This is a genomic window from Nostoc sp. (genome assembly GCF_036917515.1).
In the GTDB taxonomy this organism is placed as follows: Bacteria; Cyanobacteriota; Cyanobacteriia; order Cyanobacteriales; family Nostocaceae; genus Nostoc.
Genome location: NZ_JBALDE010000001.1, coordinates 1 through 16,024 on the forward strand (window position 1 = coordinate 1; position 16,024 = coordinate 16,024).

Annotated in this window: 24 protein-coding genes, 1 tRNA gene and 2 pseudogenes; 10 read left to right on the forward strand and 17 right to left on the reverse strand. The window is 37.8% G+C overall.

Features of this window, described 5'->3' with window-relative positions; all coding sequences use genetic code 11:
• Positions 1-12: 12 nt before the first annotated feature.
• Genes V7K89_RS35670 through V7K89_RS00015 form a run of 3 tightly spaced genes read right to left on the reverse strand, consistent with a single transcriptional unit; the run spans position 13 to position 980 of the window.
• A complete protein-coding gene (locus V7K89_RS35670; protein ID WP_442941532.1) occupies positions 13-330 on the reverse strand; it encodes a transposase in 318 nt (105 codons plus the stop codon).
• Positions 257-574 carry a transposase gene (locus V7K89_RS00010; RefSeq protein ID WP_335183709.1) on the reverse strand — a complete coding sequence of 106 codons (318 nt, stop codon included), beginning with the start codon at positions 572-574 and terminating at the stop codon, positions 257-259. The genes V7K89_RS35670 and V7K89_RS00010 overlap by 74 nt, the downstream gene beginning before the upstream one ends.
• A complete protein-coding gene (locus V7K89_RS00015) occupies positions 552-980 on the reverse strand; it encodes a helix-turn-helix domain-containing protein (protein WP_335183710.1) in 429 nt (142 codons plus the stop codon). Before V7K89_RS00015 ends, V7K89_RS00010 begins: the two co-directional genes overlap by 23 nt.
• 536 nt (positions 981-1,516) lie before the next feature.
• Between V7K89_RS00015 and V7K89_RS00020 the strand changes: the two genes are divergently transcribed.
• Complete coding sequence (locus V7K89_RS00020) at positions 1,517-1,978, forward strand: hypothetical protein (protein WP_335183711.1); 462 nt, start codon at positions 1,517-1,519, stop codon at positions 1,976-1,978.
• A 338-nt stretch (positions 1,979-2,316) separates the two neighbouring features.
• On the forward strand, positions 2,317-2,529 hold the full coding sequence (locus tag V7K89_RS00025; RefSeq protein ID WP_335183712.1) for a hypothetical protein: 213 nt from the start codon (positions 2,317-2,319) through the stop codon (positions 2,527-2,529).
• 347 nt (positions 2,530-2,876) lie between these two features.
• On the opposite strand, the gene V7K89_RS00030 is transcribed toward V7K89_RS00025, so the two are convergent.
• A complete protein-coding gene (locus V7K89_RS00030; protein WP_335183713.1) occupies positions 2,877-3,632 on the reverse strand; it encodes an alpha/beta fold hydrolase in 756 nt (251 codons plus the stop codon).
• Between the two features lie 268 nt (positions 3,633-3,900).
• Positions 3,901-4,524 (reverse strand): annotated as a pseudogene (locus tag V7K89_RS00035) (tyrosine-type recombinase/integrase).
• A 223-nt stretch (positions 4,525-4,747) separates the two neighbouring features.
• Here V7K89_RS00035 and V7K89_RS00040 point away from each other — a divergent pair.
• Positions 4,748-5,503: a DUF642 domain-containing protein gene (locus V7K89_RS00040; protein ID WP_335183714.1), complete on the forward strand. Its 756-nt coding sequence runs from the start codon at positions 4,748-4,750 to the stop codon at positions 5,501-5,503.
• A 149-nt stretch (positions 5,504-5,652) separates the two neighbouring features.
• On the opposite strand, the gene V7K89_RS00045 is transcribed toward V7K89_RS00040, so the two are convergent.
• Complete coding sequence (locus V7K89_RS00045; RefSeq protein WP_335183715.1) at positions 5,653-6,597, reverse strand: HNH endonuclease; 945 nt, start codon at positions 6,595-6,597, stop codon at positions 5,653-5,655.
• A gap of 204 nt (positions 6,598-6,801) precedes the next feature.
• Here V7K89_RS00045 and V7K89_RS00050 point away from each other — a divergent pair, with 204 nt between their 5' ends.
• Positions 6,802-7,161 carry a hypothetical protein gene (locus V7K89_RS00050; protein WP_335183716.1) on the forward strand — a complete coding sequence of 120 codons (360 nt, stop codon included), beginning with the start codon at positions 6,802-6,804 and terminating at the stop codon, positions 7,159-7,161.
• A 221-nt stretch (positions 7,162-7,382) separates the two neighbouring features.
• Here V7K89_RS00050 and V7K89_RS35675 read toward each other — a convergent pair whose 3' ends face one another.
• A complete protein-coding gene (locus tag V7K89_RS35675) occupies positions 7,383-7,532 on the reverse strand; it encodes a recombinase family protein (protein WP_442941534.1) in 150 nt (49 codons plus the stop codon).
• A 14-nt stretch (positions 7,533-7,546) separates the two neighbouring features.
• On the opposite strand from V7K89_RS35675, the gene V7K89_RS00055 reads away from it, so the two are divergent.
• Entirely contained in the window at positions 7,547-7,867 is a 321-nt protein-coding gene (locus V7K89_RS00055; protein ID WP_335183717.1) for a hypothetical protein, read from the forward strand.
• A gap of 63 nt (positions 7,868-7,930) precedes the next feature.
• On the opposite strand, the pseudogene V7K89_RS00060 reads toward V7K89_RS00055, so the two are convergent.
• From V7K89_RS00060 to V7K89_RS00085, 6 genes and pseudogenes are all read right to left on the reverse strand, one after another.
• Positions 7,931-8,322, reverse strand: a pseudogene (locus V7K89_RS00060) (transposase); the annotation flags it as partial.
• The gene (locus tag V7K89_RS00065) at positions 8,294-8,521 is read right to left on the reverse strand and encodes a hypothetical protein (RefSeq protein WP_335183718.1); all 228 of its coding nucleotides are present in this window, start codon (positions 8,519-8,521) and stop codon (positions 8,294-8,296) included. The gene V7K89_RS00065 and the pseudogene V7K89_RS00060, both read right to left, overlap by 29 nt.
• A 62-nt stretch (positions 8,522-8,583) precedes the next feature.
• On the reverse strand, positions 8,584-8,763 hold the full coding sequence (locus V7K89_RS00070) for a hypothetical protein (RefSeq protein ID WP_335183719.1): 180 nt from the start codon (positions 8,761-8,763) through the stop codon (positions 8,584-8,586).
• A 426-nt stretch (positions 8,764-9,189) separates the two neighbouring features.
• A complete protein-coding gene (locus V7K89_RS00075; RefSeq protein WP_335183720.1) occupies positions 9,190-9,594 on the reverse strand; it encodes a hypothetical protein in 405 nt (134 codons plus the stop codon).
• A gap of 75 nt (positions 9,595-9,669) precedes the next feature.
• Complete coding sequence (locus tag V7K89_RS00080; RefSeq protein WP_335183721.1) at positions 9,670-9,798, reverse strand: hypothetical protein; 129 nt, start codon at positions 9,796-9,798, stop codon at positions 9,670-9,672.
• A 2-nt stretch (positions 9,799-9,800) separates the two neighbouring features.
• Positions 9,801-10,214, reverse strand: coding sequence for a hypothetical protein (locus tag V7K89_RS00085; protein WP_335183722.1), 414 nt, complete (start codon positions 10,212-10,214; stop codon positions 9,801-9,803).
• Positions 10,215-10,323: 109 nt separating this feature from the next.
• Between V7K89_RS00085 and V7K89_RS00090 the strand changes: the two genes are divergently transcribed.
• From V7K89_RS00090 to V7K89_RS00100, 3 genes are all read left to right on the forward strand, one after another.
• Positions 10,324-10,575: a helix-turn-helix domain-containing protein gene (locus tag V7K89_RS00090; protein WP_335183723.1), complete on the forward strand. Its 252-nt coding sequence runs from the start codon at positions 10,324-10,326 to the stop codon at positions 10,573-10,575.
• 556 nt (positions 10,576-11,131) lie between these two features.
• Positions 11,132-11,202 (forward strand) — tRNA-Cys (locus tag V7K89_RS00095).
• 216 nt (positions 11,203-11,418) lie between these two features.
• Positions 11,419-12,615 (forward strand): tyrosine-type recombinase/integrase, encoded by a 1,197-nt coding sequence (locus V7K89_RS00100; RefSeq protein WP_335183724.1) that lies wholly within the window; start codon positions 11,419-11,421, stop codon positions 12,613-12,615.
• On the opposite strand, the gene V7K89_RS00105 is transcribed toward V7K89_RS00100, so the two are convergent.
• From V7K89_RS00105 to V7K89_RS00120, 4 genes are all read right to left on the reverse strand, one after another.
• Positions 12,573-12,749 carry a hypothetical protein gene (locus V7K89_RS00105; protein WP_335183725.1) on the reverse strand — a complete coding sequence of 59 codons (177 nt, stop codon included), beginning with the start codon at positions 12,747-12,749 and terminating at the stop codon, positions 12,573-12,575. The two genes, V7K89_RS00100 and V7K89_RS00105, sit on opposite strands and share 43 nt — an antisense overlap.
• A gap of 325 nt (positions 12,750-13,074) precedes the next feature.
• Positions 13,075-13,977, reverse strand: a complete 903-nt coding sequence (locus V7K89_RS00110) for a M48 family metallopeptidase (protein WP_335183726.1) — start codon at positions 13,975-13,977, stop codon at positions 13,075-13,077.
• 189 nt (positions 13,978-14,166) lie between these two features.
• A complete protein-coding gene (locus tag V7K89_RS00115; RefSeq protein WP_335183727.1) occupies positions 14,167-14,730 on the reverse strand; it encodes a hypothetical protein in 564 nt (187 codons plus the stop codon).
• An 87-nt stretch (positions 14,731-14,817) separates the two neighbouring features.
• A complete protein-coding gene (locus tag V7K89_RS00120) occupies positions 14,818-14,970 on the reverse strand; it encodes a DUF433 domain-containing protein (RefSeq protein ID WP_335183728.1) in 153 nt (50 codons plus the stop codon).
• A 221-nt stretch (positions 14,971-15,191) separates the two neighbouring features.
• On the opposite strand from V7K89_RS00120, the gene V7K89_RS00125 reads away from it, so the two are divergent.
• Positions 15,192-15,440, forward strand: a complete 249-nt coding sequence (locus V7K89_RS00125) for a UPF0175 family protein (RefSeq protein WP_335183729.1) — start codon at positions 15,192-15,194, stop codon at positions 15,438-15,440.
• A gap of 215 nt (positions 15,441-15,655) precedes the next feature.
• Positions 15,656-16,024, forward strand: a 369-nt coding sequence (locus V7K89_RS00130; RefSeq protein WP_335183730.1) for a DUF3368 domain-containing protein, incomplete at its 3' end; no start/stop codon positions are given.

The window sequence follows — 16,024 nt, forward strand, 5'->3', positions numbered from 1 at the left end:
TTTAAACTCAATTTATAACTTTGAACTATATGTTGTCCTAGTACAGAGTGAAGTATTTCGTGACCGTTTGGCTAAATTATCGTTCAAATCACACTCAAGATATGTTCTAGCAGCTTGCGAACGCAAAAACTCTTTCACCTTCGACCAACAGTTTTCAATTGGTGAAAAGTCCGGAGAGTAAGGAGACAAGTAAACTAATCTTGCCCCAACAGATTCAATTGCTTCTTGGATACTTTTAATCTTGTGGGAACTGAAATTATCCATTACTACACAGGCACGCCTGCCAAAGTTTAGGAACCAAAACTTGAGTGACATAAGTGTAAAATGCATTGCTATCTGTGCCTCCTTGAAAGGTGATTGCGGCAATAATCCCCTCCAATGACATAGCCCCAATCATTGTCACATTTTTCCCACGTCCATCAGGGCGGTCGCCATAAGCACGACTACCTTTAGGGGAACGAGCAAAATGCCGAGTCATGGCGATGTTAACCGGAGGCGGAGCGTCTCCGGCTCCGCTCCCGCTTCGTCGATAAATACCAGGTCGGCTAGGTTTACGGTTCCAATTGTTGTCCAATACTCTGCTCTGAGTTTCTGCACCCGTTCTGTATACTTTTCGCTGGCGTGTAATGTTTTTTTTTGCGTGTCAGATTTAGCTTTTGGGTGATTCTACCCATTGAAGAACGACTTATCTTTACTTGAGTGTGTTGTTCTAAGCGATCGCACAATTCCACCAAAGTAGCATCATTATTTGACTCTACTAATAACCCTACCAATGCCAGTTGCTCATTATTGAGCTTTGGTATTTGACCTCCACCGTGAGGTTTTGGCTCAACTGTCCCACTACTACGATATCGTCTCAGTAAACTTTGAACAAAACTCAAGCTGACACTAAATCTTATTGCCAATTCTCGTTGAGAGCCTTCTTGATTAGTATGTGCATTGATCACTTTCTGACGCAGATCACAGGAGTAAGGTTTCATTTCACGAGTACTTAGACGTTAATAATACTCCATTATCCCATGCTGTATTGCACTCAACTAGGAATCGCTATAATCGCCAATTATTCCATAATGTCAAATAACGTAGTCACCTTTAAAAAACATTTACTAATATAAACTAACAGATATAAACCTTGCAAATTAAGTATATCACAAATTAAAAAAAACTAATTAAGTAATAATATTTTTAAGAGTTTCTATTGCTAAATAGTGATACTTGAGCTTAATATAAAAATAAGAAAATGATTTTTTGCCATGCCAAAAAAGAAGCTCAAAGAATGCACGTTTGATATGTCGATTCAGTTTACATTTAGGCAACCAATAGGAGTCGACTTAAGGGGGATTGCTGCTAAAAACAATATCAAAATCCAGTACATTCTACGTAATGCCGTGCTGGAATATATCGACCGAAATCAACTCGCCTCTTGAAGTGCGATCGCACTTCCCTGGTCGTGCCTGCCCCCTATCCCCCCCCATCAACTTCCTTTTGGAATAATAATTATAAAAGGATAAAAACAATGGATATTGCAGATAAAAAAGTTGCCGAAGCAATTGCTCGACAGGAGAAACAAATAGTAAAAGAAATGGGTCAAATTTTCGACAAGAAAGTTGCCCTAACAAATGACCAAACATCAATTCAATATGCCAAAGATATTTCTCAGAAACTAAGAATCAATTATGGCAGTGCCTTATCCTTAGTTTTTTGGTTGGATGAACTTTTAGAAATCTATCCGCCGGATAAGAAACAGGCAAATATCACCAAGAGGGCACGAAAACGATTAATTGATTTAAGCAGATTAATAAAAATTGCTGGAGGGCAGAAAGGGCTATCATTTTGTTGCTCTAAGCTTCCCGGCTACGCGGTCAATAATTTTAACTCTCTGCTGGATATGAATGATAGTTGGAAGAAAAGAAGCACAAACCACAGTGACATATTGACCTCCCCATTTTTGGGATTTGAACCTCATGAAAATCTTTGACTACGACCGCACAGAGATTAACATCTGCTGGGATGGTATCGGCAGTGGCAATCATAAGGGCAGAGAAACAATCTTAAACTGAGGGTAGTTTTTGGCTATCGCCCTTTGACCAACCCCGCCCACACTCGACCACTGCCACCGCTCCAACCACAGCGATCGCCCAATGACTAATCTTTGATTGCCTAACTTAAATGTTCCCTAATCCGCATCTAGAATCGCTTACACAGCGTTTTAGTTCAGTAGCTAATTACAATCCGATGTATAAAAGGCAAAAAGAGACTAAAAATAAGCTGTTACTTGCTTTATAGTAAATCTATGCCAAAAATCAAAATTTAGTTATGACTCAAATCAAAATTGACAATCTGCAAGAATACATAAATTTATCCGATGATGAAACTCAAAACGTTATAGGAGGATATAAAAAACCAAAAATAATAAAACCAAGACCAAAATTTTATCAGATTGTTGAAGTTATAATCGATTGTCCTGCTGCCATCCCTGCAACTGAGAACCCATCTACAACAACCGAGAACCCATCTACAACAACCTAAGGCAGGGAGAAACTAAAACAGCGTACTTTGGTCTGAATGCTGTACTGTAGAAGCTTTTGGTGAGATGTCGGGATAACCATATTTCCCGACATTGCGATAAAACAGGTTTACAGTAAAGGTTAGGATTGTACTACACAGGCTATATGACTTTATAGTTCTGATAAATAATATTATTTGGTAAAATACATCCTACAAGTAGAATTAAATAAGAAAGCTTTCAGTGTTACCTGCACAGAAGCCTTATTTGCCTAAAAAACCCTTGATTAATATTTATCCAAAAGATTTGCCTGCACTACCTCCTGCTATTTTTTAGTTCTATCGAACTTACGTATTTTTACGTTTTTGAATTACGATAAAAAATCAATCAAAATTTTTGCAAATTCAGCAGTATGACTATAAAGAAACCCATGTCCGGCTTGTTTAATAATTTTGAGTTCTGAATCAGAAATTTTGTTATTCAAAATATTACTATTTACAGGAGGAATTACGAAATCGCTATCTCCAGTAATGATTAAAGTAGGTACTTTAATGCCTTGCAATAAATTACAGGTATCGTGAGTATTGTGCGCCTGTATTAGTCTGCTCAAACCATCTGGCTGACTGTGATAAAGTGAGGTTTTTTTGAAAAAATCTTCTGCTTTTTCCCGGTTATTAGAGATAGCTAAGTATGATTCTGGAAAAAGAAGATCCAATAAATCTCCTTGATTATTTGGGTTGAAATCGCTACAATCTCCACCTGCCATTGTGCAGGATAATATCAATTTATTTAGCTTGCTAGCATGTTTCAAGGCAAACTGTTGAGCAATCATACCACCCATGCTGAGTCCAAGAACATGAGCTTGTGCTATTCCTAAAGCATTAAGCAATCCTGCTGCATCATTTGCCATATCAGCAGTCGTGTAGTTGTCTGTTGACTGACTTTTTGTACGTCCAGAATCGCGGTTATCAAACACAATGACTTGGTAATGTTTTGCCAGTTCATCAAGAAACACATCCCCCCAGTCCAAAAGGCTGAAGCTTAAACCCATAATCATGAGTAGTGGATATCCACTGCCTTTCACCTCGTAATAAATGCTAATATCTCCAACTTGTGTTTCTGGCATTTGAACATCCTCTTAAGAAAAAAAATAGATTTACAAGATTATCCCATTTCCCGATATCTTGAGGACTATGATTCTAATAAACAGCAAAAATTAAACCAGTCAGGCATACTGACTGGAACACTAAAATACTCTAGATGTAGAAGGCTTTTAGACTACTGTTCTACTTAGCCATCCCGAACCATCACTTAACTTCTGACACTCGATTACTGGCTGATATACTGCCCCACCGACTATTTTCGACTGTTCCGAATCGGAGAGTTCGGTTAGTTCATTGCTTGCTTGCAGGAGTTCCTAGCTCTACACCATTACTAGCCACAGGCGATAACATAGCTAAACTCGCCGCCGCTCCTAATACCTGTTCGTCAGTCACTTCTAAATATCTCTGCAACTGTTCCAAGTTCCGATGCCCTGAGATTTCCTGAATAACTCTCAGTGGTATTCGAGCATTACTCATCTAAGTTAAACCAGTGCGTCTAAAACTGTGGGTGCTAACTCCAATGATGCCGACCTGCTGACAAGCTTCTCTCAAAATTCTAGCGGCTGAATCTTCGCTGATATGTCCATCACTGCGACCGGGAAACAGATAATCATCTCCTGCCAGTGGGTAATAATTGCTTAGTATTTGGCGTAAGTCTTCTATTACTGGTATGGAACGGGTAGCCAGTTTCCCCTTGGTGTTTGACTTTCTAATAATCAGTCGGGATCTAACGTTGCCCTTGGGTGTGTAAATATCTTGGGTCAACAGGGTACAGCATTCACGAATTCTACAGGCACTAAACAGGCAGACACCGAACAAAGTTCTATCTTGGTCATTGTCTAAGCCATCGCTGAAGATTAGCTGTATCTCCTCTTGTGTAAGTACTTTAGCTTTTCCGTGCCGATTGAATTTCATCAGTAGACTGTTGACCCTGTGATCCATAGCCTACAACGATTTGACACCTATTAACCGGAATTTACTTGACCGAGATTAGCGATCGCGCTGATATTCCCCACTCCGCTAAATCTCACAACAGAGTCCTACTTGAGTGTAAAAAATAATTTCACAATTTGCATAAAAAGTGTACTAACGTCTGAAGAAAAGCTAGTGAGATGTTATTAACTGCATAAAGTTAACTATGATACTTAGAACTTTAGGGCTAACGTTAGCTCATTTTTCAACCGTAAAAGCAATGTCTCACTTACCTAAAACATCTAATCCCACAACAAAAGAGTTAAAACTGATGAAGATAAATTGGAAAAAAGGAATTATAGCTCTTGCTACTTTTGCAACTCTTACACCTATGTCATCAGTTTTAGCTCAGGAGTTTAAAAACAAAGCTACCCCTGAGTCAACAAATATTATCTCTGCTTCAACTGGCAGCAATAATGCTAATAATCTGGTTAATAATGGTGACTTTGAGAAAGGTGCAAGTCAAACAGAATGGGATTTAATTGGAGCTATGAGTATTGTTAATAGCGATAACTATAGAGTACTAGGGAGTGTAGTAGCACCTTATACTGATCGTTATATAGTTATTTTTAACGATGGAGATAGAGTCCCTAATGGTAGTATCTCTCAAACTATTTCTACCGTTGCCGGACAAAAGTATGTTTTATCTTTTTTTTATGGTAACTACAAAGCACCTGGTTACTATATTGGAACTCAATCTATAAAAATAAATATTCTAGATTCTAGCAACCTCACTTCTCTAATTAATCTAATCATTACTGACCCTACTACTAGCAATAATTTAGATGAGGTATTAAGTTCTTACAGTTTGTCGTTTATTGCAACTAGTACTCAAACAAAAATTGAATTTAGCGACAATGGTTCTGACACTGAGTCAATGGATGGGATACTCGATAATATCAGCGTTACCCCTGTACCATAGCTGAAAATTAGCTGTATCTCTGACTGTATAAGAACTTTGGCGCGTCCATGCCGATTTATTTTCATTGTCTAACTGTAGACCCTGTGATCCACAGCCTACAACGATTTTGACCACTGATTCACAATTAGTTAACCAAGATTTTAATACATTTATTCAGTTGTAGTAACTTCAATATTCAAAGCACTACCACCAAGCCTATCTTGAATGTATTTGAGAAGTTCTGCTTTATGTTGAAGCAACCATTCAGGATTGTTATTAGGGTATAAATATATTGTATAAGTATAAATATATACTTCCCACTTAATATTATAAACTGCGTTGCAATCATAAAATAAATTAACTATTCTTTTTAAAGTTCTTTTAGGGTGTTGGCTTTCTGTTCTAAATGATAAATCTAGATTTTTAGGAATGCTCAATTTTGTTGTATTACACCGAAAATCTGTTTCATTATTGCCTTTGTATTTACTGCAAATAACACACAGAGTTTGGAAGTTTTCTATAGATGTTTCACCCCCCATAGAAGGTTTAATATAGTCGATTTTTAATTTACCTTTTGTATTAACTCCACAACATAGGCAAACATAACCGTCTCGTTTTTTTACTTGTTCTTTTTCTGCTTCGCTTAGTTCTCTATTTTTAATTTCTACTTCTGCAATATGTGTTTCTAGTTGTTTGGTGAAAAGCTCTGTCTCCCATTTCATCTGCCTCATGGCTGTGAGTATCAGTTCCCTTACATTCCTTTCTGTTGTTGTGTGCAGAATGTCTACTATCAACTTTTGAAGAATTACCGATGTATCAGCAAGAAGAGGGCGTTCAAGTAAAGCTTTTTTAATTCCGTGCTCTTGAGGTTTTATAAGCTCATAAACTGACCCACCACCTACATCTTTTACAATTACTTTCTTAGTACGTTTAAGTATTTGTAGTACTTTGCCTTTATTTTTACCAGCACTAGTCCAACTATTATTGTTTTCTCTTAGCTGTTCTGGGTTAAATTCCATCATCTGCTGCACCCCTATCTTTTTATTCAACACACGATGATTTAATACTTCCCCAAAACAAACGCAACCATATCTTTTCTCTTCTACCCCCCCCATTTTTGGATTTCAACCTCATGAAATTCCCATTGACCCTCGTTTCTGGAACCGAACCTCATGGAAAAAACCCGATTCATCAGTTAGTTCCCAACGAATAGGGAATTATAAATAATGGGTAGTTACCTGTTATTTATAAAAAATAAAGATGGTCAAAAAAGAAGACTCGATTGATAGCATATTGTTGCGTTTTCAAGAAGTAAAATAATGTCAAAAGATGACAAAGATTTTGATGCTGATAAACTGCAAAAACTTTGGGACTTAATTAATCCTGAAGTCGCACCACAGCACAAACAAAAGGCTTATAAAGCTGGCTGGAATTATGAAAGGGCAGAGGAAGCACGGCAACAAATAAATATTAATAAGCCCTGGCTATTTTCGACGGGGGTACGAACAAGAGTTGGCAAAAAGATTGTGTCACGAAATGCTCTAAAGCATGGACTTTATTCATCAGTGTTAAAAAATTCAAATTTAGAGTCTGTAGAAATTTCTGTTCATTACTCCAATACTTTTTCAAAATGCATTAAAAATCAAAGGCAAGCAACCGATCCTATGGCAGCCTGCTGACGATAAAGAAGCTGAAATTTTTGCCTCAGCATGGCAGATTTTACAGATGATGATTCGCCCCTCTAAGGCATCCTAGAGGGGCTATTCTGGCAAGAATGCCAGTCTAGATGTCTAGCCATTCCCTAAAATCCAAAAGTGCGATCGCATCCTCCCATCTACCAACAAGAGAAATGCGATCGCACTTTCTTAGATCGCATATTTATAGTAGTTAATTGCAATTTTTAATTGATGCCAATACTCATCAATCTTTGTCGAATGTTCGCCGCGTACCATTGACCGCCCTTTGAGGTCGTTAGCCCTAATTTGTTCAATTGGTCAGCTATTTTGGAATAGCCCAATCCCTCACCCCGTAGTTCTTTCGCAAGTGCGATCGCATCTCCCGGTCATGACCGAAGTAACAACTCAAGATGTGGTTTCGTCTCTGCTCCAGGACAAAGAAGATGCGATGCCTACGGCGGGCTGCGCCTACGCACCCAAAGTAACAGAAGATAATGGGGTTTCTGCTCCGGCAAGGAAGAAATTATCCCCAGCACAATTAAAAAGTAAGTCAAACACTATTGCCGTCACTTTAGAGACGAAAGGCTTAAAAATCAACCGAGGTATTATTAAAAATAAAATTATGGAAATGTACCCCAACTCTGACGATTGGATATCAGGTGATGCGCGACTAGATGTAATCAGAGCTTTGGAAAAGCAACATAAATAAAAAAGCTAGCTATCTTCAAGCCAGCTTTTTTATGTTGTGTTAAGTGCGATCGCACCTATAGGACTAGTATTTGATTTCTGAAAAAACTCCGTACATCTGGAGAGACAGAAAATCACTCATTTGTGTTTCGGATAAACCACTTCTTCCATCCACTTGAAATGAGAGAATGTTGGAATTAAAGCACAAAAACGTCTCACCCAAGTTTTTGCTTGTAACCAAATATCTTCTATAGGATTTTGGGATGGGCAATTAAAAGCAAAGCGGACGCAGTGAATTTTCCATTGTTCTGGAGATAAACCTTGATTTATTTCGCCTAAAAAGTTTTGAACTAGATGTGAACGATGGTAAGAAGCACCATCCCAAAAAAGAAGTAATCGTTGGCTCTTAGACTGGTCTCATAAATAAGGTAAATAATCAATCATATTGTCAGAATTCCCAGCATTGTAAGCTTTCAGCTAAAATTGTTTGAATTTCCTGATACTTGTAGCCTTGATAAACCAGTTTCACCGCCAAAGCTTTTCTTAGTTCACGGGCATCTGGACGACTATCGATAAATTCTTGTAATTCTGCGTTAGCGTTCGCGCAGCGTGTCGCTTTGCGACTCAGCTTACCGAAGGTATCGCCATTTCTAAATGCTGGTTTATCATTGTTCATTATTAGACAGATTTTTCTATCCGTATTATCCCGCAGTCTTTTTCAGAAATCAAATATGATTCCTATAGAAATTTCCAGGAATCATTTTTATTTTGGTCAAAGTCAATATCACAAATTGACTCAACCTTAGCATCAATCAAATAATGCTTGAGAAGGGTAATAGCGGCGGCTGTATAACTTTTATAGCTGCCAGCCTTACCATGAATGATAATTGCAGTGAATGACTCAACTAGATACCACAACCACCCATCCTCATGATTCTTTAGCGCATCAATTAAACTATTTTTCAGTTGCTTATTCGCTGGCGCTTGGTCAGCTACTTTAGTATCAACCAGCTTATTTAGTTTTTCTAATTTCTTTGTTGCTTCGGCTGCTGCCAGTTTGTTCTCAGTAATAGTTTTATCAATATGGCTATCGTTTAAATCAAATTGTTTTACTGTAGACGTGTGGCTACGGTCTTGAATTTCTGCCTGCTTACTTCAACCTATCTTGCACAGCATCTATTGATATCTGTCCACTTTTTACCCGTTGCGTGTCCCATGCATGTTTGATTTATAGCAGTAGCTTTAAACTCTCTTTCGTTCCTGGCTAATACAGTTGTTAATTTAAAATAGCTTTTTAAATCTTCTAGCTGTTGAAACTTTTCGTCGTAATCAATCTGGCATTTGTTAGCCCACGACAAGGTTGAATTTCTGCTCTGCATAATCAACCACAGCATCTAAAGCACTATCAATTTTTTGAGTATTCTGGCTAGTTTTATGATTGATATAAGCAACTAATGCTGATTGAATACCATTAAGTAATTCGTCTAAACTTTCGCCGCATTGCTCAATACTGTCAGCAATTAAATTAATCTCAGTATTGCTCAATGTTATACCCAATTCCTGAGACTTCTGTACTGTGAGCGCTCGTTTGTCTGCATCCGAATAATCAATTTCATCAGATGCGATCGCACCTTCGTTATTGTCCTCTTCTAGAGGGGCGATCATTTGCATCCGATCGTCCATTGTTTCTTGCTCTGTACGGGTTTCAGCTTCTTGGTGCTGAGTTAGAGTTGGTGCTGTGGTGGGCATGATCACATTTACTATTTCAGTTGATTGATGGTCTTTAGTGATAGCCTTGATTACTTCTGTGTGAGTGTCGCTGTTTCAGTCAGTTTCGTAGTTTGGATACAGCTCTAAAATTTTCATCTCAATAGCTGTTCCTGACACTTCTAGAGCATTATTTTTAAGGGTGCGGCGGATAGAATCGACTTTGTTCTTCAGTTCTTTGCTCATGGCTATTTATTCCTCAAAATTGTGGTTAAGAAAACAACTTTAGATGCTTCTTGAAAAGTGTAAACTTGATGTTTGCAAAATCGTATACGTGCTTTGTAGAAAGCATTTAGCAGCATTCTATCTGTTACATTGGGTTTAATTTCTCGAAGAATAGATAAAATTAATTCCCCTGTCAAATCCTGACAATTAGAGTAGTTATCTTGAAACCGATTAAATGTTTTTAGTGCTGACTTAGTGATAACCGTTCGCGGGTTTTTTACTTTGAGGATTGCATAGGTTTGGATATTTTTTAAGTTAATAACTAGCCCAGAATTCTCTATCTCCCCCTTAATTTGTCTCCACCGTCTAGGCGACAGTTCACCTGAAATTGCCTCAAATGCTTGTCTGTAATAGTCTTTCTGTTCCTTGGCTTGCATTTTGATTGGTACAGATGAAGTTCATCTCAAAATTTTTGTATACTATTGGCAGACAACAAACAACTCTATAGCGACAACATACAATAGAATCAACTATTGGGTCAAAATTATGTCGCTATTGATGCAGGTAAAGCGCACTGTTGAAGTGGTCAAAACTTTCCCCGGTCTAGGGGAAAAAATCAAAAAAGCCAGGGAGGGAGATAAACGCTCTCTATCCCAGATATGTAGGGAATCTGGTATCTCTCGCCCCTATTGGTATCAGCTTGAAAACGAACAGATTTACTCATCTGTAAGTGAAGAGATGATTCGCAGAATCGAAGTGACCCTTGGCGTTGACCTTGGCGTAACCTTTGAGGATTGAAATATATATGTAGATTTTTTATGAAACCTAAGTTGCGTTGCCGCGACCGCGACAACGAGAAACCAATACTTCCAGAGGTGCGATCGCACTTTGTTATCTCGTTTTGTGTGTCGCCCACATCATTTTTTGTGAAGGATAACTGTCCTGCGACAATTGCGACCCTTATTATGATTACATTTCAGACTGTGAAATATATTTGTAAGGTTATTTTTGAGATAAAAAAAGGGTAATTTTTGCTAGTTGCCCAAGTGCGATCGCTTTTATTGGAGTGGTTGCAGAAGGGGTGGGAACTCACAATCGTAAATACCAAGAATTACCTTGCTGTATCCTTTCTTTTGCATTCTAGGGTAAAATAACAACATTCTAAAAACAACAGCTATCATTCAGCTATTTTGCCAATTCTCTTTTAGTCCTAAAAACTACCAAAAACATCCAGTTAACCTACTATCTCTACCTCAGAATCCTATGCTATCATGGTTTAACTAGCGCCCTATGACTACTAAATGGCTACTAAGATACCTTAGCAACATTAAAGTAGTTCAGGATATTTTGCTGTGGCGGCATAGCCAAGTGGTAAGGCAGAGGTCTGCAAAACCTTCACCCCCGGTTCAAATCCGGGTGCCGCCTTTAAGGAAAAACATAAGCACTACAGGGTTTTTAAGCCTTTTTTATTGGGCGTAAAAGGCTTGTTTTCAAAGCCATCAGAGATTTTTAGGGTTATTTTGGGTAGTTTGGGTAAAGAACTGGGGTAAAACTGGGGTAGTGGAAGGATAAAGGTCTTTACCCCAGTTAATTACCCTTATGGAATCTTAAAAATCTCAAAGTATTGCCCGTCGGGGTTCAGTGCAGATTAAGAACTTTAACGGCAGCCTCCAATTAGTTTTTTCTCATGATATTGTGACGCCAACGGGAGAGCTAAAAACCAAGCGTTTGTACCTTTCGACAAGGCATTACGATACAACTTTAGGAAGACATCAAGCATCGACTTTAGCGGCAACAATTCAGAGAGATATTGCCTATGGAGAGTTTGATGCCAGTTTAGTTAAGTACAAACCAGCAGCTTCATTAAGCACCGTTAGCCCAATTACGCCAATTAGTCCTTCAGCTACCCCCCAATATGACTTAGGAGAATTATGGGAAAAATACGCTGAGTTTAAAAAACCACAGGTTAGTCCTTCTACTTATGCAGTTGACTACCGCAAGTATCGCAATTACATTGCTAAGTTACCAACTAAAACTTTAGATAATGCGATCGCAATTCGAGACTATTTAGTTGCAAATCTCAGTGCTAATGCAGCTAAACGTACTTTGACAAATATAAATGCTTGCTGTGATTGGGCACTTAAAAGTCAGCTAATTGAATCTAATCCCTTTCAGAGTATGGCAAAAGATATTCAGATACCGAAGTCAGAATCGGCAGAATATGAAATTAATCCCTTTACTAAGGAAGAACGGGATAGCATAATTCAAGCATTTGAGGAGAGCAAACTCTACAGCTATTATGCTCCTTTAGTAAAATTATTATTTTTTACTGGGTGCAGACCATCAGAAGCGATCGCTCTACAATGGAAGCATATCAGTGATAAATACATTACTTTTGAGCAAGCAATTACCATCAGTACTAAAGGGTTAACTCTCAAAGATGGATTAAAAACCCAAAGCCAAAGACGTTTTCCGATTAATCATCAGCAACGTGAAATTTTACACTCTATCAAACCTGAGAACTGTAAACCAGATGATTTTATCTTTAGAAGTAAGAAAGGCGGTATAGTAGACTTTGGAGATTTTCTCAATCATGCCTGGAAAGTTTACAAAAATCATCGTGGTACACATATAGATGGAATCGTAACTCAACTTGTAAAACAGGGTGTAGTAAGCGAATATCGCAAACCTTATCAATGCAGGCATACTTTTATTACTCTTTGCCTGGAAGGTGATATTGATGCGAAGGATGTAGGAAGGTGGGTTGGTAACTCTCCAGAAATTATTTACAAGCATTATGCAGGTAATAAACGTAACTTACAGGTGCCAGAACTATAAATTTGTTGAATTAAAATATAGGCGATCGCTTCAGCATCGTTAGCAGCAGACACAAGATGTTTGGCTTTGCTTGTTGGAGTATCCTTCAGAAAAGGATACTGATTAATTCCCACTACCAGCGCGTCTCGATTCATTAGCTTGAAGCATACTCTGTTCAGTATATATTTGGTAAGAGTATAATAATATTTTATTTATAAGTATATTTCACCATTACGTAACTTTAATTAAAAGTAGCCTAAGTTAGCTTTTTTTTATTTCTGGCGGTATCTGCTTCAGGATTGATAGTCATTGCTTCCTTTTTTGGTCAAAGAGATCGCCTTTGCGAATGATGATTTAATACAGTTGAGTTAAGGAGAATCATCGGTTGGGTTGTAGCAAGATCCTGAAGGGTATGAAGCTAAACCCAACAAATCTGGTAATAAGTATAATCTACCATTCTCCCTATTCGTGCAACAACGCCTATCGTGAAACAAATCTGGAGTTGATTCGCAAAGATACTCCATCTTCCGATAAATCTAATTTTAGTGGTTGAGGATTATTTTTTAATTGCTCATTGCCATCTATCCATAAAGCGAACCAAAAATATTTATTCATTACCTGCTTTAAAGCGTTGATTCTTTGTTGTGTTGGTGGATGGCTGCTAATTTCTGTGTAGTCTGAAGGTAAACGCGAAAACAGGTTCAAGACTCGCAAACCTCCATTTATATCATAACCAGCCTTAATCATATACGTGTAACCAATTTCATCGGCTTGAAATTCATACTGGCGACTTAATGCTTGCATGGTTCTCTCAAACTCTTGTTTTTTCTGGATAATAATTCGTTGTTTGATGACATCTTTTGTAGCGGGTGATATGGGAGTTTTCGATTTTCTCCGTTCTTGTACAATCCAATTGTTATATTCTACTTCTGCTTCTTGGAGTAATTTTTCTTGTAAACTAGCTTCTGCTTCTTCTTGCTGTGCAGAATGGCGTTGTGTATGGTGGGCTAATTCATGACTGATAATAAAAGCTAAAGCTGCATCATCGCCGTGTATTTGGTCTAACAAGCCTTTATAAATTACGATTTTGTTTAACTCATCTGCGTAGGCATTGATATTATATTCATCAGTGATTTGTAAGCGCCAGGGATGATCGTCAAGTTCATTAGCACGAATCACTCTTTCCGCTACACTGTAAACCCATTGTAAGTTAGTCTTTTTAGGTTGTACTAGTGGAAGATAAGTTGAAGGATTTGTAGTAGTTGAAAGTGATGGTAATGGACTTATTGCTTGCGCGAAACTTGGTGTATTGAGGTTTAGTAAAACGCTGCTGCTTAAACCTAATGTAGTGAAAAAGATGCTGCGAATGTATGAGGATGTCATAATCGTAAACGCCTATTTGCTTTGTTTGAATGCCTTTGATTATGTTTACGAGCAAACAATGGTGTATTTACGCATTTTAATTTTTTATATTGAGATATTTTTTACTAAAAAAGCGGGCAAGATGCCCGCGCTACAAGTTTGAATGAAAAATATTCAACACAATAATTATCTAAATAATTTCTTTTGCTGCTACAAAATTTTAAAAGCATTAAAAAATCTACTAGTGTCACCAACAGCAGGGTTCTCAACAAAGAGTACATATATGCGTTGATCAGCTAAAAATACTCTAAGTTTGGTAATTTTTTCCCCTTCTTGATATGTGTATTCTTTGCCGGGATAACGACCTAATGAGATATTGCGAGTTTCCAGTATTTTTTGAGATTTATTTTGAAACTCGCTGACAAATGCAGTCAATAATTCGTTTGGCTCGACTTGGCTAATATCCATCTGATACTGTCCGTAAAAAATTCCATATTTACTTTCATCGGTTTCTGCTAGTTGCGCCTCCATAAGTATATATTCATTATCTAATTTCATTGTCATGACACCTGGTTCAACGGGTAAGATACCAGAGAAATTCCAGGTACTAGAGGAAACATTTTTCCATCCAGAAATGGTATTGGCTTGTGCTAATACTAATTGCGATTGGGATTGATTAGTTTGGGTTTTTGATAAGTTAATGGCTTGTGCTTTAGGAAGGCAAGATACAGTTCCTAACATTAGAATTATCAATTTCAAATTCAATGATTTCATGATTATGTATCTCCTATGAATATTGTCAAGGTATTGTTGAGGTCAGTTATATTGTTTGAACCCATTCATAGGAAGATACGAATTTATTTACGTGCAATTACGCAGTTGGTAAAAGATTTTTTTGATTTTGTTGAGAAATAATGTAATGCTAACACTCAAGCGGGTTCCTCTAATTACAGGCTTTCCTGCTAGCACTTTTGGATTGAGAACTATACGTTCTAGTAATTGCTGGTCTGTCATTATATGGGGTGTGGCGTATAAAGTTTATTTTGATTTTAATTGAATTAACATCGCTATTGACCCTCAACGTTTGATGTCATCACACAAACGCCTATCTTCTGCGCTGACATCGGGGTTATTATTGAGATAATCGTGCAGATAAAATCCCTACAAAGAGTGAATTTTGTCAGCGATAATGCTCAGGTTATTGAATCCACCGAAATTTTTAGCAAGAGGGAAAAATGAGCGTCATCATATCAGATGATACTTTGCGTGCTAGTGGAATGACAGCAGCCGAATTTAAACAGGAAATTGCTCTATTGCTGTTTGCATCGGGAAAACTTCCCCTTGGATATGCTAGCAAGTTGGCAGAAATGGATAAAATACAGTTTCAACAGTTGCTTCAAGAACGCAAAATTCCTCTGTATTCTTATGAAATAGAAGATTTTGAACTCGATTTGAAAAACTTGCGTGAGTTGGGTAGGTTGTGATTGTTATTAGTGATACTTCACCAATCACTAGTCTTGCTGCTGTTGGTGAATTAGATTTACTTCGACAGTTATATCCTGATTCCAGAAGCTGTTTTTCGGGAACTTACAGGTACATCTACACCTGTTCCTGGTTCTGTAGAGGTACGTACATTTGATGGATTGAAGTACGACATGTAACAAACCGCTCCTTAATCACAGTTCTTTTAGAGCAACAATTGGACGAAGGTGAATGTGAAGCAATAGCTTTAGCAATTGAACTTAATGCAGAATTACTACTTATCGACGAACGGCGAGGAAGAGCGGAAGCTGATAGGTTAGGATTACGAATTACTGGGTTGTTAGGGGTTTTGGTTGAAGCAAAACAAAAAGGATTGATTGTCGCTGTCAAACCTGTGATCGATGGGTTGATTGCAACAGCAGGGTTCAGAGTTGCAGATGCTCTTTATACTCGTATTTTGCAGATGGTGGGGGAGGTGAATCATTTTAACGTTTGGGTGTTGCATAATAAAGGGATGAGGAGAGGGTTCATACTGTGCATTGTCCATACTGTAAGTCTACGGAGATTAGAAAAAATGGAAAAAGAA